27 protein-coding genes are annotated in these 23,176 nt (G+C 66.5%); 12 read left to right on the top strand and 15 right to left on the bottom strand.

Translation table 11 applies throughout. The annotated features are described in order from the left end of the window. The first annotated feature begins 2 nt into the window (after nt 1-2). The gene (locus tag ACFC4D_RS20695) at nt 3-983 is read left to right on the top strand and encodes an exonuclease domain-containing protein (protein ID WP_376065434.1); all 981 of its coding nucleotides are present in this window, start codon (nt 3-5) and stop codon (nt 981-983) included. A gap of 17 nt (nt 984-1,000) precedes the next feature. On the opposite strand, the gene ACFC4D_RS20690 is transcribed toward ACFC4D_RS20695, so the two are convergent. From ACFC4D_RS20690 to ACFC4D_RS20670, 5 genes are read right to left on the bottom strand one after another with little or no spacing between them, the layout of a single operon-like run. Next, a complete protein-coding gene (locus ACFC4D_RS20690) occupies nt 1,001-1,195 on the bottom strand; it encodes a hypothetical protein (RefSeq protein ID WP_376065431.1) in 195 nt (64 codons plus the stop codon). Then, entirely contained in the window at nt 1,196-1,501 is a 306-nt protein-coding gene (locus ACFC4D_RS20685; protein ID WP_376065429.1) for a hypothetical protein, read from the bottom strand. Further along, on the bottom strand, nt 1,498-1,803 hold the full coding sequence (locus ACFC4D_RS20680; RefSeq protein WP_376065427.1) for a hypothetical protein: 306 nt from the start codon (nt 1,801-1,803) through the stop codon (nt 1,498-1,500). The genes ACFC4D_RS20685 and ACFC4D_RS20680 overlap by 4 nt, the downstream gene beginning before the upstream one ends. A 5-nt stretch (nt 1,804-1,808) precedes the next feature. Then, the gene (locus ACFC4D_RS20675) at nt 1,809-3,215 is read right to left on the bottom strand and encodes a hypothetical protein (RefSeq protein WP_376065426.1); all 1,407 of its coding nucleotides are present in this window, start codon (nt 3,213-3,215) and stop codon (nt 1,809-1,811) included. Then, entirely contained in the window at nt 3,215-3,535 is a 321-nt protein-coding gene (locus ACFC4D_RS20670; RefSeq protein WP_376065424.1) for a hypothetical protein, read from the bottom strand. The genes ACFC4D_RS20675 and ACFC4D_RS20670 overlap by 1 nt, the downstream gene beginning before the upstream one ends. Before the next feature lie 114 nt (nt 3,536-3,649). On the opposite strand from ACFC4D_RS20670, the gene gcvT reads away from it, so the two are divergent. Next, nucleotides 3,650-4,750, top strand: a complete 1,101-nt coding sequence (gene gcvT, locus ACFC4D_RS20665; protein WP_376065422.1) for a glycine cleavage system aminomethyltransferase GcvT — start codon at nt 3,650-3,652, stop codon at nt 4,748-4,750. A 204-nt stretch (nt 4,751-4,954) separates the two neighbouring features. Further along, nucleotides 4,955-6,055, top strand: a complete 1,101-nt coding sequence (locus tag ACFC4D_RS20660) for a branched-chain amino acid aminotransferase (protein ID WP_375968197.1) — start codon at nt 4,955-4,957, stop codon at nt 6,053-6,055. A gap of 84 nt (nt 6,056-6,139) precedes the next feature. On the opposite strand, the gene ACFC4D_RS20655 is transcribed toward ACFC4D_RS20660, so the two are convergent. From ACFC4D_RS20655 to ACFC4D_RS20640, 4 genes are all read right to left on the bottom strand, one after another. Continuing rightward, nucleotides 6,140-6,853 carry an MBL fold metallo-hydrolase gene (locus ACFC4D_RS20655; RefSeq protein ID WP_364644054.1) on the bottom strand — a complete coding sequence of 238 codons (714 nt, stop codon included), beginning with the start codon at nt 6,851-6,853 and terminating at the stop codon, nt 6,140-6,142. A 100-nt stretch (nt 6,854-6,953) separates the two neighbouring features. Beyond that, nucleotides 6,954-8,030, bottom strand: a complete 1,077-nt coding sequence (locus ACFC4D_RS20650) for a homoserine O-succinyltransferase (RefSeq protein WP_376065420.1) — start codon at nt 8,028-8,030, stop codon at nt 6,954-6,956. A gap of 124 nt (nt 8,031-8,154) precedes the next feature. Beyond that, entirely contained in the window at nt 8,155-9,126 is a 972-nt protein-coding gene (locus ACFC4D_RS20645; protein WP_376065418.1) for a carbohydrate kinase family protein, read from the bottom strand. Between the two features lie 203 nt (nt 9,127-9,329). Next, the gene (locus tag ACFC4D_RS20640) at nt 9,330-9,680 is read right to left on the bottom strand and encodes an iron-sulfur cluster assembly accessory protein (RefSeq protein WP_067565240.1); all 351 of its coding nucleotides are present in this window, start codon (nt 9,678-9,680) and stop codon (nt 9,330-9,332) included. Between the two features lie 174 nt (nt 9,681-9,854). Between ACFC4D_RS20640 and ACFC4D_RS20635 the strand changes: the two genes are divergently transcribed. Beyond that, nucleotides 9,855-10,532, top strand: coding sequence for a DUF3043 domain-containing protein (locus ACFC4D_RS20635; protein WP_375968194.1), 678 nt, complete (start codon nt 9,855-9,857; stop codon nt 10,530-10,532). A 43-nt stretch (nt 10,533-10,575) separates the two neighbouring features. Here the strand turns inward: ACFC4D_RS20635 and ACFC4D_RS20630 are convergent, their stop codons facing one another. From ACFC4D_RS20630 to ACFC4D_RS20620, 3 genes are read right to left on the bottom strand one after another with little or no spacing between them, the layout of a single operon-like run. Further along, nucleotides 10,576-10,719, bottom strand: coding sequence for a hypothetical protein (locus tag ACFC4D_RS20630; protein ID WP_376065416.1), 144 nt, complete (start codon nt 10,717-10,719; stop codon nt 10,576-10,578). Continuing rightward, nucleotides 10,719-10,949, bottom strand: a complete 231-nt coding sequence (locus ACFC4D_RS20625; protein ID WP_376065413.1) for a hypothetical protein — start codon at nt 10,947-10,949, stop codon at nt 10,719-10,721. The genes ACFC4D_RS20630 and ACFC4D_RS20625 overlap by 1 nt, the downstream gene beginning before the upstream one ends. Beyond that, a complete protein-coding gene (locus ACFC4D_RS20620; RefSeq protein ID WP_364644037.1) occupies nt 10,946-11,068 on the bottom strand; it encodes a hypothetical protein in 123 nt (40 codons plus the stop codon). Before ACFC4D_RS20620 ends, ACFC4D_RS20625 begins: the two co-directional genes overlap by 4 nt. An 86-nt stretch (nt 11,069-11,154) precedes the next feature. Between ACFC4D_RS20620 and ACFC4D_RS20615 the strand changes: the two genes are divergently transcribed. From ACFC4D_RS20615 to ACFC4D_RS20595, 5 genes are all read left to right on the top strand, one after another. Continuing rightward, nucleotides 11,155-12,123 (top strand): helix-turn-helix domain-containing protein, encoded by a 969-nt coding sequence (locus ACFC4D_RS20615; protein WP_375968191.1) that lies wholly within the window; start codon nt 11,155-11,157, stop codon nt 12,121-12,123. A gap of 105 nt (nt 12,124-12,228) precedes the next feature. Beyond that, nucleotides 12,229-14,226: a nicotinate-nucleotide--dimethylbenzimidazole phosphoribosyltransferase gene (cobT, locus tag ACFC4D_RS20610; RefSeq protein ID WP_376065410.1), complete on the top strand. Its 1,998-nt coding sequence runs from the start codon at nt 12,229-12,231 to the stop codon at nt 14,224-14,226. Nucleotides 14,227-14,430: 204 nt separating this feature from the next. After that, nucleotides 14,431-15,174, top strand: coding sequence for an adenosylcobinamide-GDP ribazoletransferase (locus ACFC4D_RS20605; protein ID WP_376065409.1), 744 nt, complete (start codon nt 14,431-14,433; stop codon nt 15,172-15,174). Between the two features lie 133 nt (nt 15,175-15,307). Next, nucleotides 15,308-16,099: a DUF4239 domain-containing protein gene (locus ACFC4D_RS20600; RefSeq protein WP_375968188.1), complete on the top strand. Its 792-nt coding sequence runs from the start codon at nt 15,308-15,310 to the stop codon at nt 16,097-16,099. Nucleotides 16,100-16,112: 13 nt separating this feature from the next. After that, nucleotides 16,113-17,138, top strand: a complete 1,026-nt coding sequence (locus ACFC4D_RS20595) for a hypothetical protein (protein WP_376065407.1) — start codon at nt 16,113-16,115, stop codon at nt 17,136-17,138. Nucleotide 17,139: 1 nt separating this feature from the next. Here ACFC4D_RS20595 and ACFC4D_RS20590 read toward each other — a convergent pair whose 3' ends face one another. Continuing rightward, nucleotides 17,140-18,003 carry a MetQ/NlpA family ABC transporter substrate-binding protein gene (locus ACFC4D_RS20590; RefSeq protein ID WP_375968186.1) on the bottom strand — a complete coding sequence of 288 codons (864 nt, stop codon included), beginning with the start codon at nt 18,001-18,003 and terminating at the stop codon, nt 17,140-17,142. 131 nt (nt 18,004-18,134) lie between these two features. Between ACFC4D_RS20590 and ACFC4D_RS20585 the strand changes: the two genes are divergently transcribed. Genes ACFC4D_RS20585 through ACFC4D_RS20575 form a run of 3 tightly spaced genes read left to right on the top strand, consistent with a single transcriptional unit; the run spans nt 18,135 to nt 20,814 of the window. After that, complete coding sequence (locus ACFC4D_RS20585; RefSeq protein WP_376065405.1) at nt 18,135-19,016, top strand: MetQ/NlpA family ABC transporter substrate-binding protein; 882 nt, start codon at nt 18,135-18,137, stop codon at nt 19,014-19,016. Continuing rightward, nucleotides 19,013-20,113: a methionine ABC transporter ATP-binding protein gene (locus tag ACFC4D_RS20580; RefSeq protein WP_376065402.1), complete on the top strand. Its 1,101-nt coding sequence runs from the start codon at nt 19,013-19,015 to the stop codon at nt 20,111-20,113. The genes ACFC4D_RS20585 and ACFC4D_RS20580 overlap by 4 nt, the downstream gene beginning before the upstream one ends. A 23-nt stretch (nt 20,114-20,136) precedes the next feature. After that, complete coding sequence (locus ACFC4D_RS20575) at nt 20,137-20,814, top strand: methionine ABC transporter permease (protein WP_375968251.1); 678 nt, start codon at nt 20,137-20,139, stop codon at nt 20,812-20,814. A gap of 49 nt (nt 20,815-20,863) precedes the next feature. Here the strand turns inward: ACFC4D_RS20575 and ACFC4D_RS20570 are convergent, their stop codons facing one another. Continuing rightward, nucleotides 20,864-21,604 (bottom strand): hypothetical protein, encoded by a 741-nt coding sequence (locus ACFC4D_RS20570; RefSeq protein ID WP_376065400.1) that lies wholly within the window; start codon nt 21,602-21,604, stop codon nt 20,864-20,866. A 159-nt stretch (nt 21,605-21,763) separates the two neighbouring features. Then, on the bottom strand, nt 21,764-23,137 hold the full coding sequence (locus ACFC4D_RS20565) for an FAD-dependent oxidoreductase (protein ID WP_376065399.1): 1,374 nt from the start codon (nt 23,135-23,137) through the stop codon (nt 21,764-21,766). Between the last annotated feature and the right edge of the window lie 39 nt (nt 23,138-23,176).

Below are 23,176 nucleotides of genomic sequence, written 5' to 3'. Positions count from 1 at the left end.
CGATGCCGGGACTGTCGTTCGCGGCAATCGACGTCGAGACGGCGAATTCGTCGCGCGGCAGCATTTGCGCCGTCGGCGTGGCGATCGTTCGCGAAGGCGTGCGGCTGGCCACACACTCGTGGCTGTGCCGACCACCTCGGTCGGTGGATTTCTTCTCCCACCACAACATTCGCGTGCACGGAATCTCAACTGGAATGGTTGCGGACCAACCGGTCTTCGCCGCGCGATTCCCCGAGGTGCTCGACGTGGTCGCCGACCTCCCGCTGGTCGCCCACAACGCGGGCTTCGACAGCGGAGCGATCCGCGAAGCCTGCCGCCACAGCGGAATCGACTCCCCGAGTTGGGATTTCAGCTGCAGCCTGGCGATGTCCCGACGCCACCTCGACCTGGACAGCTACCGCCTCCCCGATGTCGCTGACGCACTGGACATCTCGCTACTGACCCACCACGACGCGGCAGCCGATGCCACAGCCGCCGCGGACATCGTCCTGGCCCTGGCCGCCCGCACCGGAATCGATTCCCTCGCCGATCTCGAACGTCTCGGAACTGATCGCCCCTACCGCCCCCGATCCACCGCGCGCCGAGCGGAAGCCCGCCGCTCCGAGACTCTCCGCACCGAAAACTCCCGCCCCCGCCGCTCCTTCTTCGCCCGCGAAGAACTGGCGATGCCGGAGATAACCGGCACCGACCCCGCCCACCCCCTGTACGGCCAAACCATCGTCTTCACAGGCGATCTCACTACCCTCACCCGCCAGGAAGCCTGGAATATCATCGCCGCCTGCGGCGCCACCCCGGCCAAGAACGTCACCAAACGCACCACGTGCCTGGTGATCGGCGACGGCTTCACCGGCACCGACGCCTCCACCTTCACCACCACCAAAGCCCACCGCGCCGCCTACCTCCGCGCCCAAGGCCAGCAGATCGCAGTCCTCGACGAACAGCTCTTCCTCGCCACCCTAAAACCGACGGTGACGATGTCCTGACCTTCTACGGTCAACGGTCAGAAGAGATGACCGACGGCGAGACCCGCGAGAAAAGCCAACGGATCGGCCTGGGGATCGGAGTCGGTAATCGCGGCAACGACGGCCGCGAACAATGCCGCCTCCCCGGCGATGGCCAGTGGGAGGGTGATGGTCGCCGATCGCCAGAAGGCGCTATCGGACGCGAAATTCTGGATTCGGGTAGGCCACGTCATCTACCGAAGCCAGTGGTCTCGAAGCCAAACGGTGCACAGCATCAACACAATGACTGCGAGAGCGCTGAGTAATGTGACCGCAAGGCCAATTCCGACCTGGCGTGCCCGTCCACCGATGCGGTGAAGCACCGCGATGATCACAAGCTCTACCAGGAAGAAGAGCACGAGGAAGAAGTAGGCGAAGTTCAGCGTGAACAGGGACGTGACATTCAGGAATCCGCCGGTTGCCGCGCTGACGAATGACGTCCGACTGAATCGAGGTTCGCGAGTGGGCAGGAATTGCCGCTGATCGTTGAATTCGGTCACCACACGATCCCCGCTCCGCTGTATAGCAGCATTTCGAAAAGTGTTGCGATAAGCCAGATCCCGGCGGTCACGATCGCGGCCAGGGCGAGAGGCTGCTGTTCGCCGAGCCCCTTTCGGAGCAGCGGGATCGTCGTAAGCGCGCTGACGCCGGTCGTAATCAGGAAGGCGCGCAGCGGGAGATCGGGCCCGTCCAGATCGATGATCGCGGCGGTCACCGCGAATACCACCGCCTGCACGACGAGAAGCGCCGCGACGCTCAGGGTCGCGACCTTCCAATATCGCTCCTGCACTGTCGATCCCATCGACATCAGATCATTCCTTTGGGTACTGGTACCGGGACGTACGGTGGTGCGGTGGTCGGGCCGAGCTGCACAGACGGTCTGACCGCGGTCTTCGTGTCGGACACGGGATTCCAGTCGTAGAAATCCGAGAAAGCCTTTGCGCCGGAACCGATGTCGTGATGGAACGGCAGGTTCACCGCCGGACCCCAGGATCTGCCGGTTACGGCCGAATCGATGGCCAGCGTGCTGGTCTGTCCATTCGGCCGGTCCTGATAGACCTCCAGCGACGGGTAGTCGGTTCGGGTTCCATTGACCTGAACGCCATTGGCTCCCGGAGTGAAGACCAGATCGCCGTTGACGGTGATCGTATGGTCGCCAAGTACCGAATGGTCTTTCGCCACGCCCGGTGCGAAGGGGTTCGCGGCATCGTATTGCACGCGCACCGAACCGTCGGGGTTCTGCCACACTCGGCCGTCCGGGGCCGCGACCTTCACATCGCCGGGAGTGCCGTCGCTGTTCTGTTCGACCGAAGGGTTCTGGCGCATGACCACGATGCCGTTTTCGTAGTCGACATACGCGGTCACGCGGGTGTGTTCGGGATCGAAATTGGGGTCGGCGGAGCGATTGTCGCCGCGGTCGCGCGGGAAGGGATTGACGCCCTTCGGAGTCGAGGTGACATCGCGCTGTTCGATGAATTGCCCGGTCCGTACGACACCCTGGCCTTTCACCGGGTCGATCCGGGCGACCCGGATCTCGGGGCCGACGCCCTGATACTTCGGGTCGTAGCTCTTTGGGTTGAGTGCCTCGGCGGTGGACCAGTCCGCAGGGCTGGTTGGCAGTCGCGCGAAGACCTGCTGGAATGCCGCCGCCGATGTTTGGATTCGTTCCGGATCGGCTCGGGGATCGCTCGTTTTGTCGGCTTGGATGACTGCGTTCGCTGCGGCCAGGGCGGTTGCCGGGGCCATGGCTTCGAGTTCGCTGTTGGCCGTGGCGATCTTCGCGCCCCATTCGGCATCGGCGGCGAAGAGGGTGGAGGCCAGGCCTGCGAGGCGGGAAAGTTGTAGTCCCGCTTCGGAATTCCAGTCCTCCACGCCTTCAATCGACCAGTCGTCGCCGATTGACACCGGTGGGTGGACGTAGTTCAGGATGATCAACTTGATCGTTGCGATCGGGTCGGACATGGCGTTTGCCGCGCCGGCGCAAGCCGTTGCCAGGTCGTCGTACGCCGTGGCGATGGCGCGCATTTGGGTTTGTTCGGCGTCGGCTTTGGACTGGGCGGATTGGCGGGCCGCGCCCCGCCAGAGGAGGTCGTGGATGGTGGCGTGCATTGTGCCGGAGGCTTTGACGATGGCGTCGGCGATTTGGGTGGCGTTGGTTGCCGTGGTGGCATAGCCGGACACGTCCCAGGTCAGGACTTGGAGTGGGGTGGGCATCAGCGGCCTGCGTGGGGGTCGCCAGAGTTGATGTCGGTGAGGGCGGCGATGCGGGTGGCGGCGTCGGTGTCCGTGCCTCGGTAGGTGTCGGCGGCTACGACGAGGGTGGCGGAGAACTCGTTGAAGCGGGCCTTCAGGAGGTCTTTGGCTTTGCGGCTCAGGTTGTCGGATTGCGACAGGGCGGCTCCGACCGCTGAGCCTGGCATCTTTGCGGCAACCGGTTCGGCACCCAGGTGGGGAGCACGGTCTATATCGCCGGGGAGCAGGGCAAGTGCGCCCGCGGCGGCGCGGAGGCCGTCGGGGTTGACTTCGAATGGCATGGTGCTCCCTCAACTGCAAACTTCCGGCAGACTCTATCGCAGGTTGCTATGACCGGTCTGCCGGGAATTGCCCGGATCACAACCGACGGGTCAGCGGCGGATAAACTCCAGCGCGTGACCGACGAGAAGCTGTTGCAGGGGCCCATCCACAACGTCCACGTCGAGCTCGGGGCGACGTTCGCGCCGTTCGGGGGGTGGGAGATGCCGGTGTCGTACGCGGGGACCGTGGGGGAGCACACCTCGGTTCGGACCGCGGTCGGGCTTTTCGATGTCAGCCACCTCGGGAAGGCCACCGTCGCGGGCCCGGGGGCCGCGGCGTTCGTGAATTCGGCGTTGAGCAATGACCTGAATCGGATTCGGCCCGGAAAGGCGCAGTACACGCTGTGCTGCACGCCCGAGGGTGGCGTGATCGACGATCTGATCGCCTACTACGTCAGCGATGCTGAGATCTTCCTGGTGCCCAATGCGGCCAATACCGCTGCGGTGGTTGCCGAATTGCGGAAGCAGGCGCCCGAGGGGATCACTGTGACCGATGAGCATCGCGGGTACGCGGTGTTCGCGGTGCAGGGCCCGAAGTCGGCGGAAGTGCTTGCGGCGCTTGGGTTGCCGACCGATATGGAATACATGGCGTACGCCGATGCCGAGTGGGAAGGCCGCCCGGTGCGGGTGTGCCGGACCGGGTACACCGGCGAGCACGGGTACGAGCTGCTGCCGAAATGGGATGACGCTGAAGCGGTTTTCCGCGCACTGGTGACGCAGGTCCAGGCCGCAGGCGGTCAGGCCGCCGGGCTCGGTGCGCGTGACACGCTGCGCACCGAGATGGGCTACCCGCTGCACGGACATGAACTCTCCGTTGACATTTCGCCGCTGCAGGCGCGCACCGGCTGGGCCGTGGGCTGGAAGAAACCCGAGTTCTGGGGCAAGGAAGCCCTCGAAGCCGAGAAGGCCGCTGGTCCGCGCCGAATCCTGCTGGGGCTCAAGGCACTCGACCGTGGCGTTCTGCGCCAGGGCCAGGCCGTGATGCGCGGTGACGAGCAGGTCGGCGAAACCACCTCCGGCACTTTCTCGCCCACCCTGAAGGTCGGCATCGCCCTCGCCCTGCTCGACACCGCCGCCAAGCTCGAGCCGGGCGATGAGGTCGAGGTCGACGTGCGTGGCCGCCGCCTCAAGTGCGAGGTCATCCGCCCGCCCTTCGTCGAGCCGCACACGGCCTGATCGCATCGATCCCTGTGTGGCTCACCGCGCCGCACAGGGACGGATGACGTACCTGCGATTGGTTGGCTGACATCGGTGCTGCGGCTTTCGCCCGCCCTTGTCGGCCCACCTCGCACCGGTCGGTTGCTCAGGTTCGACGCGCCCGGGTTAGCGGGTGGGTGGGCGGCGGCGCGTCCTTCTCGGCGGCGAATTAAACTCCCGAGCATGACAGTTGCCGCGCAGTTCACCCGCACCTCGCATCCCGCGCCCACCTCGGCGGAGCGTCGGCAGGAGATTCTCGCGGCGCCCGGGTTCGGGCGGTTCTTCACCGATCACATGGTGTCCATCGATTACATCGATGGGGAGTGGGTGAATCCGCAGGTCGAGCCGTATGGGCCGCTGTCGATGGATCCGGCGACCATGGTGTTCCACTACGGGCAGGCGATCTTCGAGGGGCTCAAGGCGTATCGGCAGGCCGATGGCAGCATCGCGACCTTCCGCGTCGATGCCAATGCCGCGCGGTTCCGGCGGTCGGCGGCGCGGATGGCCATGGCGGAGTTGCCCGATGAGCTGTTCATCGAATCCGTGCGGCAGCTGCTCGAGATCGATTCCGAATGGGTGCCGCCCGCCGGGGGCGAGGAGTCGCTGTATCTGCGGCCGTTCATGTTCGCCACCGAGGCGGGGCTGGGTGTGAAGCCCGCGAGTGCCTACAAGTACCTGCTGCTCGGATCGCCCGCCGGTGCGTATTTCCCGCGCGGTGTGAAGCCGGTGCGGGTGTGGCTGTCGACCGAATACGTGCGCGCGGCTCCCGGTGGCACCGGTGAGGCCAAGGTCGCGGGTAATTACGCGTCGTCGCTGCTGGCGCAGCAGCAGGCTTCCGAGCAGGGGTGCGATCAGGTCGTGTGGCTCGATGCCATCGAGCGGGCGTACGTCGAGGAGATGGGCACCAACAACCTCTTCTTCGTGTTCGGCACCGGATCGCAGGCGCGGCTGGTGACGCCGGAGCTGTCGGGTTCGCTGCTGCCGGGTATCACCCGTGATTCGCTGCTGACTCTCGCCGCTGATTCGGGGTATCCCGTTGAGGAGCGCAAGATTTCGGTGGAGGAGTGGCGCAAGGGCGCTGAATCCGGTGAGATCTCCGAGGTTTTCGCTTGTGGTACCGCGGCGGTTATCACGCCGGTCGGCACGGTGAAGTCCGCCGAGGGCGAATTCACCATCGGCGGAGGCGAACCCGGCGAGGTCACCATGGCGCTGCGGGACACCCTGACCGGTATCCAACGCGGTACCTTCGCTGACAGCCACGGATGGATGCGCACCCTGGCCTGATCCTCGGATGCTGAAAAGCGCCCGCCCCGAATGAGATTCGGGGCGGGCGCTATGCGTTAGGGGCTGGACTTCGCTGACCGGAAGTCAGCTGGGCATGAAGATCTGCCACTCCTCGAGCGTCTTCGGGCGCATGACGTAGTTCTTCTCGACGATCTTGGTGAGCTCGGCGCTGGGCTCCTCGGAGTACCAGTGGCCCGGGTACACCGTCGGATTGCCTTGCAGCTCAGCGAGATAGCGGAGGCTGCGGAACATGTCGTCGGAGTTGCCGCCGGGGAAGTCGGTGCGGCCGCAGCCGTCGACGAACAGGGTGTCGCCCGCGATCAGCCGTCCGTCGAACAGGAAGCACTGGCTGCCCGGGGTGTGCCCGGGCGTGTGCAGTAGTTCGATCTCGAAGCCGCCGACCGCGACCTTGTCGCCGTGCGCGTGCCCGGTGAGCTCGCTCGGCGCGATGCCGGTGACATTCGCGACCCACGGCAGCTCTTCGGCATTGACGTGCACCGCCACATCGACCTTCTCGAGCAGCTCCTTGACCCCGCTCAGCGTGAAGCCGAGCATGGTGCCGCCGACATGATCGGGATGGTGATGGGTGGCCAGCACGCCGGATAGCCGCATACCGTCCGCCTCGGCGATCTCCACCAGATCCGCGGCGGCATACGCCGGGTCGACGACCACGCAGTCACCGGTATCCCGATCACCGATCAGGTACGCGAAGTTCCGCATCTGGGTGGCGATCGGATCACCGACGGCCCAGTCGCGTCCCGCGAGCAGCTGACGAAAATACAAACGGTCGGAGCCCATGCCGAACACCCTATTGCCTCTGGCACGATCGAATGTGCGGTACCCCCATGGAAGTTGGACTGTCGCCCAGTCGAAATATGACGGACATGTCCGCGCGCGATTACGCGGACAGTGCTTCCGGATCGGAGGATGTCATGCCGAAGGCCGTCTCCGTCGCGACTCCGCGCCGATCCCGTACGGCCGTCAGCCAATTGGCGAAGAACACGCGCGAGTACGTGGACCAGTCGTGCGCCACCCGGGTGTGATCCGCAGGCAGGACGAGATCGTCGAGCACCGCCGGATCGCGACTGATCCGGACGAGTTCGGTGAGCGCGACGATCTGTTCGTGCGCTTCGGCGGGGAAATAGTCGACGGGAATCTGCGGGAACGGCAGTGAAGGATCCGCGATCCACCGGCGCAGATCCCGCCGGTACTCGCGCGCCATGGTGTCCGGGAGGTACTCCGGATGCCCCTGGATGAACACCTGCCGCAACCCCGCGGGCCCGATGGCGAGCTGCCACTCCGCCTCTTCGGAATCGAGCAGCACGGTGAGCCCGGCGGCGCGCAGATCCGCCGAAGCCATGACATTCCACCGCGAATGCGGCACCCGCACCGGCGTGGCAAGCCCGTCGGTCAGCACCGCCTCGGGCCCGGAATGCGCTGCGCCCGTACCCATCTCCAGATCGAGCAGCCCCGACGTATGCACGCGATGGTCGAACACCCCGTGCTGCCGCCGCGCGAGCCGATGCCGCCGCACCCCATGCAGCAGATACAGCGCGGCATGCGCGGACTGGCAAGAAAACAGCAGCGAACTCCCCGCGCACTCACGCATCAGCCGATCGATGATCGCCAGACACGGCTCATCGGCGATATCCGATGCGGTCGGCTCACTCCCGCTGATGATCAGCCCGTCCATCGACGCCAGCGCCGCCCAATCAACCGCATCCGGCGACCCGAGCGGATCGATCCCGAAGCAGCTCAACTCGATCCCGCCGAGCGAATCATCTTGATTGACAGCGGTTTCCGCCCATTCCACGGGCGTAGGGTCGGCAAACGGCAAATCCGGTATCGCCCAGCCGAGTCGTCCGCTCGCTCCGCGTACCGCCTCGGCGAACACCCGCCGCGTCATGCTGTCCGGCCGTGACGAGATCAGATCCACAATTCCGATCTTCACCACAGTGCCGACCCGTACCACCATCATCAGGTCCTTCGAGAAATGTCTTACAACGAACAAGGGCCGACGACCGGGTCAGGCGTCAGCACAGAAGAAACCGCACGCCGATCGTGAGATCAGCGTGCGGTACAAAAGAGTCCAGCAGGTGTCAGCGAAGAATCGACTCGATTTCGGATGCGGCATCCGGGCCGTAGGCCTCGCGCAGGCGCTTCAACGCCACGTCCTTGTCGAGGGTCCATTCCTGGGTGCCGACGGTCTCGAGGATGAGAACGGCGATGAGGGAACCCAATTGGGCCGAGCGCTCGAGGGACAGGCCGGAGGAGTGGCCGGTGAGGAAGCCGGCGCGGAAGCCGTCGCCGACGCCGGTGGGGTCGACCTTGGCATTGTCGGGGACCACGTCGACGTGGAGTTCGGTGCCGTCGCGGTCGACGATCTTGGCGCCCTTGGAGCCGAGGGTGGTGACCCGGATGCCAACGCGCTCACCGATTTCGGCTTCGGTGAGGCCGGTCTTCTGCAGCAGCAGGCCCCACTCGTATTCATTGGTGAACAGGTAGGCCGCGCCGTCGATGAGCGACAGGGCCTGTTCGCCGTCGAGGCGGGCGAGCTGCTGCGACGGGTCGGCGGCGAACGGGATGCCCGCGGCGCGCGCCTGTTCGGTGTGCAGCACCATGGCGTCGGGATCGTTCGCGCCGACCAGGACCAGTTCCAGCTCGCGGCCCGAAGCCAGTTCGCCGATGGAGATTTCGCGGGCTTCGCTCATCGCGCCGGGGTAGAACGAGGCGATCTGCGCCATGGTCTCATCGGTGGTGCAGACGAAACGCGCGGTGTGCGCCTCGGTGGAGATGCGCACGGCGGAGCAGTCCACACCGTTGGTCTCGAGCCACTGGCGGTAATCGGAGAAGTCCGGTCCGACCGCGCCGACCAGCAGCGGGGTGCGGCCGAGCAGGCCCATGGCATAGGCGATATTGCCCGCCACGCCGCCGCGGCGGATGACCAGGTCGTCGACGAGGAAGCTCAGGGATACGTGCTGGAGTTGGTCGGCCAGCAGCGCATCGGAGAATTTCCCCGGAAAGCGCATGAGGTGGTCGGTCGCGATTGATGCGGACACGGCGATGGTCACGGGCGTCGATCCTTCGGTGACGTGCGCTGCGCACACCTATTCGAGACGAGGCAGACGCGGGGCCGGGGGGAGCGAACCGATGGGTCCGCACTTATGAAAATACCCTGTCCGAGACAGGAAACTCCAACTTGCGGGCGGGTTAACCCTGAGCACACAACAGCGCGGAACCTCCGGGAAGGGGGTTCCGCGCTGGTCGAGCTATATCAGTTGAAGCTGTCGCCGCAGGCGCAGGAGCCCGTGGCATTCGGGTTGTCGATGGTGAAGCCCTGCTTCTCGATGGTGTCGACGAAGTCGATCGAGGCGCCCTGGATGTAGGGGGCGCTCATGCGGTCGACGGCCAGCTTGACGCCGCCGAATTCGACGACCAGATCGCCGTCGAGGCTGCGATCGTCGAAGAAGAGCTGGTAGCGCAGGCCGGCACAGCCACCGGGCTGTACGGCGATGCGCAGCGCGAGGTCGTCGCGGCCCTCCTGATCGAGCAGCGCCTTCGCCTTGGCGGCAGCGGCGTCCGTCAGAGTCGCACCATGAGTGGTGGTCTCGTTCTGCACAGTCATGAACTCTCCTAAAGGACCTGTTTTCAACCCGTGAGAAGGGGCACGGCTCAACGCCTGTCAACGCCACTTCGCGGGCGACTATTCCCAATCCTACGCGGCGGTCATTCTGCCAGCAGTTGCAGGGATTGAGCGGCCGCGCGCGCAAAACGGGCGGACCAGGTTTTTCCGGCGGGCATGCCATCGAATAGCCTGGTCGCCGTGAAGTTCCTGCGCCGTGGCGAATCCACTCCCACCTCCGACACCCCTGTCGTCGATGCCGGTGGTGCGGCGACGGTCGCGGAGCGCCCGTCCACCCCTGGTAAAGGGCGGCCCACCCCCAAGCGCCGCGAGGCCGAATCCCGCCGTCGCGGGCCGGTCGCGCCCGCGCCCGCGACCTCGAAGGAAGCGCGTGCGCGCCGCAAGGAGCTACGTGGTTCCCGTGCGGATCGCAAGGTCGCCTCGGCCGAGCGCAAGGCGTCGGTGCAGGATCGCCGGGCGCGCATGCTCGCCGGTGAGGAGCAGTACCTGCTGCCGCGCGACAAGGGTCCGGTGAAGGGTTACGTGCGCGACATCGTGGATGCGCGGCGCAATCTGCTCGGCTTGTTCATGCCCCTTGCACTCGTGCTGATCCTGAGCATGATCCTCTCGCCCGCACTGCAGGCGATCGTGACGCTGGCCATGCTGGTGATGATGGTCTTCATGATCATCGAGGGCATCATCCTCGGCCGCATCGTGAATCGCCGGGTGCGCGAGCGCTTCCCGGATGCCACCGAGTCGAGCTTCTCGCTGGGCTGGTACTCGTTCGTGCGCGCCTCGCAGATTCGCCGCATGCGTGCGCCGAAGCCGCGGGTCAGCGCGGGGGACAGCATCTAGATTCTCGCGAAACGACGAGGGCCGCCGAATGATTCGGCGGCCCTCAGTCATTGTCGGGGTCGGTGTCGTGATGACACGGTGGTTCGGGCGGCTGGTACGGGCGTTCGTCGCCGAAGTGCACGGCCGTGGCGTGCGTGCCCCACTGTCGCGGGGCCGGGCCGACGAGCGCCAGGGACAGCCAGCTCATCAGCCGTGCTCGCGCATGCTCGAGATGGCGTGCAGTTCGAGGGCGGCGCGATCGTGATCGCGGTCGATGACGCCGGTGGATCCGCTGTGGCCCCAATCGGATTCGCGATGGAACGGTACGGCGCGGCCGGCGGCGGCGAACAGGGTGAAGAGTCGGCTGAACATGGCCTTCGCCTTGGGTTCGGTCTCGGTGGTGGCGTGCAGGGCGTGGAAGTGGCTGATGGTGGTCATGCGCATGCCTCGTTCTCATCGGTGGATTCGGTGCTGTCCCAGGCCATGGCGGCGTAGGTCAGGTAGCCGAGGGCGCTCATCGCGGTTCCGGCTGCGGTGATTGCGGTAAGGGCTTGCATGGCAGTAAGTTTTCTCTAATGCAGTTACTGCCAACAGTGGCAGTTCTGACATAGTTCGCAAATATCCCGCCAGTTAGGATGGGAACATGCTCTCGAAGGTCGCCGTCGTACTCAACGAACGCCTCGCCATGTTCGAATTCGGCGTCGTCTGTGAGGTTTTCGGGCTGGACCGGACCTCGGACGGGCTGCCGCTGTTCGACTTCCGGGTCTGCGGTGTCGAACCCGGTAAGCCGCTCGGATCCAGTTCGCCCGGTATCGCGGTGACGCCGCAGTACGGGCTGGAGGAATTGCGGGACGCGGATCTGGTGGCGATTCCGGCGTTCCCGTACTCCGCGGAACATGACATGGACCCGCGGGTGGTGGACGCGGTCCGGGACGCGTCCGAGCGCGGGGCCACCGTGCTGACCGTGTGCTCCGGGGCCTTCCTCGCGGGTGCGGCCGGACTGCTGGACGGGCGCAAATGCACCACGCACTGGCGGTATGTCGAGCAACTCGCGCGGATGTATCCGCAGGCCACCGTCGATCCGGATGTGCTGTTCGTGGACGAGGGCAATCTGATCACCAGCGCGGGCACGGCCGCCGGCATCGACGCGTGCCTGCATCTGGTGCGGCGCGAGCTCGGGAGTTCGGTCGCCAATGCCATCGCCCGGCGCATGGTGGTGCCGCCGCAGCGCGACGGCGGGCAGCGGCAGTTCATCGAGCGGCCCGTGGTGGATTGCAGTTCGGACAGTCTCAGCGAGACGCTGCATTGGATGGGCGAGAACCTGGAGCTGCCGCATACGGTGGAATCGCTGTCCGCGCGGTCGAATACGTCCACGCGGACGTTCGCGCGCAAGTTCGCGGCCGAGACCGGGACCACGCCGGTGAAATGGCTGACCGGGCAGCGGATTCTGCTCGCCAAGCAGCTGCTGGAAGACACCGACTTGGATTTGGAGAGTCTGGCGAATCGGTGCGGGTTCGGATCGGGGGCGCTGCTGCGGCATCACTTCCAGCGGCAGGTCGGCATCGCGCCCGCCGAATATCGCCGTCGCTTCGGAGGCGTGCGCACCGCTTGATCATGCGCGGGTGTCCGGACCTGCCGCGTCATGCCACCGCATCGTTTCCGCGCTCGAGTCGTGCCTCATCGGCTGGGGAGTGCGGGGTGTTGATACCGTGCTGACGTGTCGCACAGTGCTCAGTCAACCGATCGACCGCTACGGACGCTGGTGCTCGGTGGAGCCCGGTCCGGTAAGTCGGCTTTCGCGGAACAGTTGGTCGTATCGGAGGCGGTGCGGTACATCGCCACCGCGATACCGGATCCCGAGGATGCGGATTTCGCCGAACGGATTGCGGCACACCGGGTTCGGCGGCCCGGCAACTGGACCGTCGTGGAGGGCGATCCGGTCGACGCGCTGGCCCAGCCCGTCCCGTCGACACTCATCGACGATCTCGGCACCTGGCTGACGGCCCGCATCGATGCGCGTGGCGCGTGGGAATCCCCGCGCGGGACCATTGCGCCAGATGTCGACGCGCTGGTCGCGGCAGTCGCCGAATACTCCGAACGACTCGTCATCGTGAGCCCCGAGGTGGGCCTGGGCGTCATCCCCGCCACCCACTCCGGCCGCCTCTTCCGCGATGAGCTCGGTGCGCTGAATCAGCGCCTGGCTCAGCTTTGCGATGAGATCTACCTCGTGGTGGCGGGCCAGCCGCTGCGAATCAAGCCCGACCGCGCCTTTGCCTCCGCCGCGGCGCTCACCGATGCGGCCGCCACCGCGGACGCCCAGGCGACCGCGACCGCCAACGCGCAGGTCGCCGCCGTGCTCGCGACCGCGGCGGGAACCGCGGGACAGCATGCCGCACAGCCGGATTCGGCCGCGACGGACTCCAGCGCCGGTGTTGCGAGTTCCGCCACCGGGTCGGCGGACTCTGCCACCGGGGCAGCTGCGGCTTCCACCGCCGAGACCCACGCGACTTCGGCCGCCGAGACGGTTACGGTTTCCACCGCTGAGACCGTTGTGGTGTCGAGTGCCGTGGCGGCCGCCGCTGCGTCGGATCAGGCTGCCGCGCAGTCGGACCCGAGCGCCGATGGCGGGTTGAAACTCACCAAGCCCGTGCGGATTTCGTTCGGTCCGGTGCCGGGGCCGGATGGCGATTTCCTGGTCGCGGCGAAGGAGCGGCAGCTGGAGCTGACCAAACCGGCTGGGGCGCTGGGACGGTTGGAAGAGCTGGGGAACTGGGTCGCCGCCTGCCAGGGTGTGTGTCCGCCCAAGCAGTTCGAGCGTGCACGCGTGGTCGTGTTCGCGGGTGATCACGGTGTTGCGGCGCATGGGGTTTCGGCTTACCCCAGTGAAGTGACCGCGCAGATGGTCGCCAACTTCCTGGCGGGCGGGGCGGCGGTCAACGTGCTCGCGCGCTTGGCCGATGCCACCGTGCGGGTGGAAGACATTGCGGTGCAGGGCGATACCGCGCCGGAGATCTCGCGGCACAAGGTGCGCAAGTCCAGCGGCTCGATCGACCGCGAGGACGCGCTGACCGAGGCCGAGGTGCAGGCCGCGCTCGCCGCCGGCGCCGCCATCGCCGATGAGGAAATCGATTCCGGCGCAGACCTTCTCATCGCGGGCGATATGGGGATCGGCAACACCACCCCCGCCACCGTATTGATCGCCACCATCACCGACACCGAACCGGTCGTCGCTGTGGGTCGCGGTACCGGCGTCGACGACGCGGGCTGGATCCGCAAAACCGCCGCCATCCGCGATGCCATGTGGCGTGCCCGCCCGGTCGTCAAAGACCCGGTTGCCCTGCTGCGCACCGCAGGTGGCGCTGACCTCGCCGCCATGGCGGGCTTCCTCGCCCGCGCGGCCGCCCGCCGCACCCCGGTGATCCTCGACGGCGTGGTGGTGACCGCCGCCGCTCTCGTCGCCAACCAGCTGGCACTCGGCGCGAAGGAATGGTGGGTAGCGGGCCACCGTTCCAGCGAGCCCTCGCACACCGTCGCCCTCGAGCGCCTCCAGCTCGAACCGCTGGTCGAAATGAATATGCGCCTCGGCGAAGGCTCCGGCGCGGTCACCGCCCTCCCGGTCCTGCGCGCCGCCGTGGCCACCCTCGCCGAAATGGCGACCTTCGCCCAGGCCGGGGTCAGCACCGCCGACGCCGCAACCGAATCCGCCGGTGCGTAAAGCCGCGACGACGAAACCCGCTCGGGCGCTTGCGAAAGCGTCCGACGCGGGAACAACATTCGCTCCGCGATCACAGACGAAATCCACCCGCCCACGAGCGGGTGCGCTCATGCGGCGAGAATCAGCCGCATTCGGATGTGTCCGGCAGTGGCAGCTTGTCCTGGGTGGGCGGTCGCGTGCTGTTAGCGCCGAGGCCCGGCGCTCATGAATGGTGTGCGACTCGCGCTTTCGTGGTTGACGGTGTTGCCCGTGCGCGGACCGGATGACGTGGATCGAAGCGCGGCTGGTCGGGCCATTGGATGGGCACCCGTGGTGGGGACGTTGCTGGGCCTTGGTGCGGCCGGGCTGATGTGGGGGCTCGGTGCGGTTGGGGCGTCGTGGCTGCTGGCTGGGTTCGTGGCGGTGGCGGGGCTGGCGCTGATTACGCGGGGGATGCATATCGACGGGCTCGCCGACACTATGGACGGGCTCGGGAGTTACGGGCCGCCGGAGCGTGCGCGCGAGATCATGAAGAGTGGTGGGGCGGGGCCGTTCGGGGTGGCCGCGCTGGTGTTTGTGATTGGGATCCAGGCCGTTTCGTTCGCCGCCTTGGCTGATGCCGGGCGATGGGCGGGGATCGTGGTGGCGGTCGCGGTCGGGCGGGTCGCCGTGGTGCTGGCTTGCCGACGGGGGATCGAGGCCGCGCCGGGAGCGGGGTTCGGGGCGCTGGTCGCGGGGACTCAAGGAGCGATCGTCAGCACGCTCTGGGCCGCAATCGCGGTGGCGGCAGCGCTATTCACGGGAAACCAGTGGTGGATCGGGCCGCTCGGCGTGGTTGCCGCGCTAGGAGTGGCGGTCCTCTTGGTGCGGCACTGCGTGCGCAGATTCGGCGGACTCAACGGTGATGTGCTCGGAGCCGCACTGGAATTCGCCGTCGCGATTGCCGCCGGGGTCTTCACCCTCGGCTGACCGATCCCGTGCTGACCGGGGGATCGTTACCTGCGGTCTTCTATAACGGATTGCTTGCGTCACAATCCGACCGCCCAGTGGCCTCGAATATCTCGTGTTCGATATTGCCCGTGCCTGGGAGGCGGAGCCGAGTATGGCATTGCAGTTGGGTGTGCTCGTCCTGTTCGCGGTGGTCGCCGTAGCCGTCTTCCTGGTCGGTGATCGATTGCGCCCGGATACCTGGCGGCACAGTGATGACGAAGCTTCCAGCACGATGGTGCTGGATCTGGTGAATATGTTCTTCGCGGCCATCGTGGCCTTCATCGTCGTGATTCTGTGGCAGCAGTACGACAATTCGCACGCGCATACCGTGTCCGAGGCGAAGGCGCTGGTCTCGGTGTACGAGGCGGCCAATGATCTGCCGATGCAGGATCGCACCCAGATCCAGGGTCTGGTGCGCGATTACACCGAGCAGGTGGTCGGGTCGGAGTGGTCGGTGATGAGCAAGGACGCCAAGCTCAGCCAGGACACCCAGAACACCCTCGATGAATTGCGGGCGGCGGTGTCCGGGTTGTCCACGGCGGATCCGAACGTCAAGGACATTCAGGACAAAGCGGATTCGGCGCTCGACGCGGTCTCGGACGCGCGCTACGACCGCGGTATGGACGCCGCCTACCGGCTGCCCACCTTCCTCTACGTGGCGCTGTGGTTCGGCACCGGGATGCTGCTGCTCGGCACGGTGTTCTCCGGTGTGGTCGTCACCCGGCGCAGCACCATCATGACCGGCCTGTTCGGCGTGGTGATCGGTGCGGTGATTCTCGCGGTCTACCAACTGGATCGGCCCTTCGCGGGCGGAAACATGGTGTCCAAGGACGCTTTCGAACTGGCGCTGTCCAGGTATGAGCACATCGTCTCCGGCGGCTCCTCGAGCATTCTGCCGCGCTGAAGAGTAGGTAGTCATGAATAAGGGAAAGCGCGGCGGCGCAGGCAGATTCGCGGCAGCTCCGATCGCGGCGGCGTTCCTGGCGGTACATCCCGCCGCGGCCGTCGCCGATCCGGGGCTGCCGTCGATCGGTGAGATCATCTCCGGCAGTGCCGGTTCCGGTGGCGGCGCGGCTCCCATCGACGGGCCCACCGGCAGTTCGCTCGGAGTGGGTTCGGGGAGCAGCGATTCCGGCAGCAATTCCGGTATCGGGCTGGGCGCTTCGGGCAGCAGCTCCGCGAACGGCGGAGCGGCCTCGGGGAGCAGTTCCGGTAGGGACGGTGCGAAATCCGGTAGTTCACTGGGGGTGAACCCGGTCGCGGGCGGTGGTTATCTGAGCACCGGCAGTTCGGCCACCGGCAGCGCGGGCAGCGGCAGCGCCGCCGATCCGGCCGCCGCGGCCATCGCGCTACCCGGGTCCGGTTCGGCCTCGGATGCGTTTCGCGGTCAGGTGGCCGCTCCGAGCACGCTCGGCGAGACGCTGGGACTGGAGTCCGGCAGCGTGCTCACCGCCTGCGCAGGCAGCGCCGTATTCGGCAGTGCCGTACTGGGTCTCGGCCTGCTTACCGGCAGCGGATTCGGCTCCGGGTTGATCGGTCCGGGCTTCGTTCCCGGATCCAGTGGTCTGGTGGGACCGGGTTCCTCAGGCGCGGGCAGTGTCGTGGTCGGCAGTGCGGCGCTCGGTAGCGCCGCACTCACCTGTCTGCTCCTGCTGCCGGTCGCGCCCGAGATTCCCGGCATCCCGCTGCTCATTCCCTCGGCCATCGCACCACCCGCAGTGGTCGAGCCCGTGGTGGCTCCGGTGGTACCGCCCGTCGAGATCGCGGCGGTGCCGCCTGTGCCACCGGTGATCCCGGTCGTCATACCTCCGCGTCCGGTGGTGCTGGCCGCGCCGCCCGCCCCCGAGCCGGTGGACTGGAATACCCTGCAGATGATGACCGTCATGGTCATCACCATCCTCGCCGCCGCCCGCGCGAAGAACGCCCGCAGCCGCCGCGGCTGACCTACTTCTTGAACTTGGCTTCGAGTTCGGTTGCCGCGGTCTGCAATTCGGCGGGCGGATTGTTCTTGAAGATGCCCTGATAGCCGGTTTCGGCCTTGATCGCGGCCTCCACCTCGGGATCGTGATAGAGCTTGGTCAGCTGGAGCAGCTTCGGGTTGTCCTTATCGGCGGCCCGGGCGGCGAAGATATTGATGTACTGGGTCAGATCGGGCCGATTGGGGTCATCGGTGTAGATGACCTGCTGCTGCGTCAGCCCCGCGGGCTGGGCGAAGGTGTCGTCCACGAAGGCCGCGTCGACGCTCTCCAGCGATTGCGCGGTGAGCGTCGGATCGATGGTGGTGAGCCGCACCTTGGAGGCGGCCTTGTCGACGTCCTCGATCTTGGAATCCCAGCTCGCGCCGTTCTTCAGCACGATCAATCCGGCGGCGGCCAGGCTCAAGAGCGGCCGCACCTGGTTCGCGGGATTGTTGCTCAGGGTGATCTCGCCGCCCTGCGGTACCTCGGACACGTTCCTGTGCTTCTTGGAGTACAGCGTCAGCGGGTAGATCTCGGTCGCGCCCAGCGGAATCAGGGTGTCGTTATTGCGGGCGTTGTAGTTGGCCAGATACCGGATGTGCTGGAACTTGTTGAGGTCCACCCGCCCCTGTGACAGTGCGGGATTCGGCTGGTTGTAATCGGAGAAGTTCACGAATTCGACGGTGATGCCCGCGGCGGACGCCTTCTTCTTGAACACGTCCCAGTGCGGCTGTGCGAGATCGTTCACACCGATGCGCACCACACTCTCGTCGTGTTCCCGGCCACAGGCCGCACTCAGGGCCAGGCTCAGCAACAGCGGAATCACCAGGAGACGGCGCAATTTTCGCATTTTGGACAAGCTAGGCGATCGCATCGCGGATGCGGGAGTGTTTCGATCGCCCGGATCGCAATCATTGCTCGGGGGTTGCCGGAAGGGTTGGCTTATCAGGTTCGATTTTCGACGATCAAGTGGGAGCACGAGTGAAATTCCAACGGGTACTGGCGATCCCGGTCCTGGTTGCGGCAGTCGCGGGGCTGACCCTCACCGCGACGGCGTGCGGTAAGAACGATGACGCGGCGGGCAATGTGGTGCGCATCGGCACCACCGAGACCGATCCGCAGTGGGATGTGTTCGAGGAGCAGGCGAAGGCGCAGGGGATCACCCTGAAGATCACCCACTACTCCGACTATTCGCAGCCGAATGCCGCGCTGTCGCAGAAGCAGGTGGATGTGAATCTGTTCCAGCATCTGCAATTCCTCGGGCAGTACAACGTCGCCAACAACGATGATCTGACGCCGATCGGCGCGACCCAGATCGTGCCGCTGGGGCTGTACTCCAAGAAGCACAAGAGTCTGGCCGATATCCCGCAGGGCGGTGAGATCGCCATTCCGAACGATCCGACCAATCAGGCGCGGGCGTTGTTCGTCTTGCAGGCCGCCGGACTGCTGAAGCTGTCCGGTGACGTCAAGCAGCCGACCCCGGCCGATGTCGACAAGGGCGCGTCCAAGGTGAAGGTGACCGCGGTCGACGCCACCCAGACCGCGCTGTCGCTGGCCTCGGTGGACGGTTCGATCGTGAACAACACCTTCCTGGAGAAGTCCGGCATCGACCCGAATTCGGCGCTGTACAAGGATGATCCGAAGAATCCCGGCGCGGAGCCGTACATCAACGCGTTCGTCACGCGCAGTGCGGACAAGACCAATCCCACCTATCTGAAGCTGGTGGAGATCTGGCACGGGCCCGAGGTGCAGGCAGCGGTCGCCAAGACCTCCAAGGGGACTGCGGTCGAGGTCAAGCGCAGCGGGCCGGAGCTGGAGCAGATTCTGGCGCGGGTGCAGCAGACCATCCGCGAGAAGAAGTGAGCGGCAACGCAACCGAGAGCGCCGCTGTCGAATTCCGTTCGGTCACCAAGGTGTTCAACGCTGGCAAGCAGTCGCACACCGCGTTGAGCGAGATCGATCTGCGCATCGAGCGCGGGGAGATCTTCGGGGTGATCGGCTACTCCGGTGCGGGTAAGAGCACGCTGGTGCGGCTCATCAACGCACTGGAGCAGCCGAGCAGCGGGACCGTGCTCATCTCGGGTGATCCGATCACCGGGGTGCCCGAATCCCGGGTGCGGCAGCTGCGGCGCGATATCGGCATGGTGTTCCAGCAGTTCAATCTGTTCCGATCACGCACCGCCGCGGGCAATATCGAATATCCCCTGAAGGTGGCGGGCTGGCCACGCGCGCGGCGCAAGGCGCGGGTGGCGGAGCTGCTGGAATTCGTGGGGCTCACCGATAAGGCGCGCAGCTATCCCGATCAGCTCTCGGGCGGGCAGAAGCAGCGCGTCGGCATCGCCCGCGCACTGGCCACCTCGCCCGCGCTACTGCTGGCCGATGAGGCGACCTCGGCGCTGGATCCGGAGACCACCGGTGAGGTGCTGCGGCTGCTGAAGAAGGTGAATCGCGAACTGGGCGTGACGATCGTGGTGATCACCCATGAAATGGATGTCATTCGCGCCGTCGCCGACCGGGTGGCGGTCCTGGCCGAGGGCCGAATCGTGGAGCTGGCGAACACTTTCGACGTCTTCGCCGCCCCGCAGGCCACGCCCACCCGATCCTTCGTGGAGACGGTGCTGCACAACCGGCCCAATCCCGAAGAGCTGCAACGCCTCGGCGAGAAGCATCCGGGCCGGCTCGTCACCGTCGATATCGCCGATGAACGCGGTATCGGCGCGGCCCTGGCCACCGCCGCCAAGGCGGGCGTCAGCTTCGAGATCGTGTACGGCGGCGTGAGCACGTTGCAGGACAAGACCTTCGGCAGCCTCACGTTGGCACTGGATGGCACACCCGAGGCCGTGGACCAGGTGGCGCGCGAGCTGGAACGCGATGCCACCCACTCGGCCGGGCCGGGTGCGCGGATCACCGATAAGGCGGACGCGGCTGCGCTCGTCGCGGATGATCGGAGGTCGGCATGAGTTACGCGACCGTGCACGCGGATATGAATTACGCTGCGGTGCACACCGATTGGGACAAGCTGCGGCCCGTGCTCACCGAGGCCATCGGCACCACGATCTACCTGGTGCTGCTCACCTTCGTGGTGGGCGGACTGATCGGATTGGCGCTGGGCACGCTGCTGTACACCACGCGCAAGGGCGGTTTGCTGGCGAACGCGCCGATCAATCTGGTGCTGAATTTCCTGGTGAACGTGGTGCGGCCGATTCCGTTCATCATTCTGCTTGCGGCATTGGGCCCGGTGACGCTGGAGGTGGTCGGCACCACCATCGGCACCGATGCGGCGGCGTTCGTCATGATCGTGGCGGCCTCGTTCGGCATCGCGCGAATCGTCGAACAGAATCTGGTGACCGTCGATCCCGGCGTGATCGAGGCGGCCCGCTCCATGGGGGCCGGTCCGCTGCGCATCATCACCACCCTGCTGATCCCGGAAGCGCTGGGCCCCTTGGTACTCGGCTACACCTTCGTGGTCATCGCGGTGGTCGACATGTCCGCCATGGCGGGCACCGTGGGCGGTGGTGGCCTGGGTGATTTCGCCCTGGTCTACGGCTATCAGCGCTTCGATTGGCAGGTCACCCTGGTGGCCACGCTGATCATCATCGCGGGGGTGCAAGGCATCCAGTTCTTCGGGAACTGGCTGGCCCGCAGGGTTCTGCGGCGTTGAGGGGGTGGACGGCCCGTCACCTCGTCGGCGGGCCGTCCGCACCGAATCGCTACCGCGACTGCCGGATTCGGCCGGTCCGGCTGCCGCCGAACCGTTCGGCGAGTTCATAGCGCCGGGCGGCCTCGCGCTGTTCGCCGCGCGATGCCGCCAGATCGCCCAGGCGGGAGAACCAGTCGGATCGGCTGGCGGGGCCGAGGGCGTACAGCACCTGCCACAGCGGTGTGGTGCCGCCGGTGAACTCGTATCGTTCGAAGTGCTTGTCCAGCAGGCCGGTCAGATGTTCCCGCGCCAGTTCTCGGAACTCGTCGGATACCTCCTGCACCCCGGCGCGCACCGAATTCGCCAGCCACGCACCGAGTTCGGCATTGTCTTGCAGTAATCCGTTGACCGCGAACCAGGTTCGGGCGAATTCCGCCGCGATCGGCCGCGCGGTCCACACCTCGATCACCTGACGCCCGGCGGCCGGATCGATACCGCAGCGATCGGCGACATCGCAGAGCAGTCGCAGCGCGGTATCCGGTGCGGTGCGCGCGGCCTCGACCAGTCGTGTCTGCACGTTCGTCCGGTCGCGGGCCAGCTCGGCGTCGTCATCGCGTCCGAGCAGTTCCCGCACCGCCGTCAGTATCAGTCCGGTGCGCGCCTCGTACTCGGGTTCGCTCTCGGCTGCCCGTACGGCGAGTTCGAAAGCCGAAGGCCCCCTGGGTTTCACCGGTGTGCGTGGCGGCTCCGCCGCTTTGCCGGCGGGTTCCGCCGGTGGTTCCCCGCCGCCCTGTGCCCATCGCCATTTCACGCGCAAAACTCCTCCGGGGGGCTCGCCGACAGCTGTCGGAGATCGCTGCCCGGACCCCGCTCCCCTAACAATGCCCGACAATCTCCTTCGCCGAGCTATTCCCGGAAACACGGGTGCGTAACACCTCGCGCACGCGGCTGTGGCGGCCGCGGAATCGCCTCAGCGGTTGCGTTCCACGGCGATGGCGGCCTTGCGGGCGGCGACCAGGATGGGGTCCCAGACGGGGGAGAAGGGGGGTGCGTAGCCGAGGTCGAGGGCGATCATCTGGTCGACGGTCATGCGGGCGGTGAGGGCGACCGCGGCGATGTCGATGCGTTTGGCGGCGCCTTCGCGGCCGACGAGCTGGACGCCGAGCAGACGGCCGGTGCGGCGTTCGGCGAGCATTTTGACGGTCATGGGGGCGGTGCCGGGGAAGTAGCCGGAGCGGCTGGTGGATTCGATGGTGACGGTCAGGAATTGCAGGCCCGCGGCGTGGGCGTCCTTCTCGCGCAGGCCCGTTCGGGCGACTTCGAGGTCGCAGACCTTGCTGACGGCGGTGCCGACGACGCCGGGGAAGGTGGCGTAGCCGCCGCCGATATTCGCGCCGATGATCTGGCCGTGCTTATTGGCGTGCGTGCCCAGGGCGATATGGCGTTCGGTGCCCGAGACCAGATCCAGCACTTCCACGCAGTCGCCACCCGCCCAGATGTTCTCGTGGCCGCGCACCCGCATGGACAGATCGGTGAGCAGGCCGTCGTGCAGGCCGAGCGGAAGCCCTGCGGCACGGGCCAATTCGGTGGCGGGGCGCACGCCGATGCCGAGCACCACCACGTCGGCGGGGAATTCGGCGTCGGCGGTGGTGACGGCGCGGACGCGGCCGTCACCGTCGAGCAGCACTTCGGTGAGTTCGGCATCGCAGAGGACGCGAATGCCCATGCCGTCCATGGCTTTCCGGATGAGTGCGCCCATATCGGGATCCAGGGTGGCCATGGGCTGCTGACCACGATTGATCATGGTGACCTCGTAGCCGCGGTTGATCAGGGCCTCGGCCATCTCGACGCCGATATAGCCCGCGCCGACCACCACGGCCCGGCGGCCCGCGGTGGATTCGAGGGTTTCGATGAGCGCCTGGCCGTCGTCCAGGGTCTGCACGCCGTGCACGCCGGGGGCGTCGATGCCCGGAATGGGCGGGCGGATGGGTGTGGCTCCGGTGGCGATGACGAGTTTGTCGTAGTCGACCCAGGTTTCGGTACCGGCCTCGAGATCGCGCGCCCGCACCCGGCGGCCGGGGACGTCGATTTCCAGGACTTCGACGCGCATGCGCAGATCGATCTCGCGCGCCCGATGCTCCTCGGGCGTGCGCGCGATGAGCTCATCGCGGTCGGTCACATCCCCGCCCACCCAGTACGGGATGCCACAGGCGGAGAAGGAGGTGAAATGGCCGCGCTCGAAGACGATGATCTCCAGCTCTTCCGCCGATTTCATGCGCCGCGCCTGCGAGGCCGCCGACATCCCGGCCGCGTCCCCGCCGATGATCACCAGACGTTCAGTCATACCGATGACGTTACGTCGCCGGTCCGCCAGCGGGTGCGA

Source organism: Nocardia sp. NPDC056000, assembly GCF_042269265.1.
Lineage (GTDB): Bacteria > Actinomycetota > Actinomycetes > Mycobacteriales > Mycobacteriaceae > Nocardia.
The sequence above is the reverse complement of the archived record's forward strand: the minus strand, read 5'-3'. Positions and strand labels throughout refer to the sequence as shown.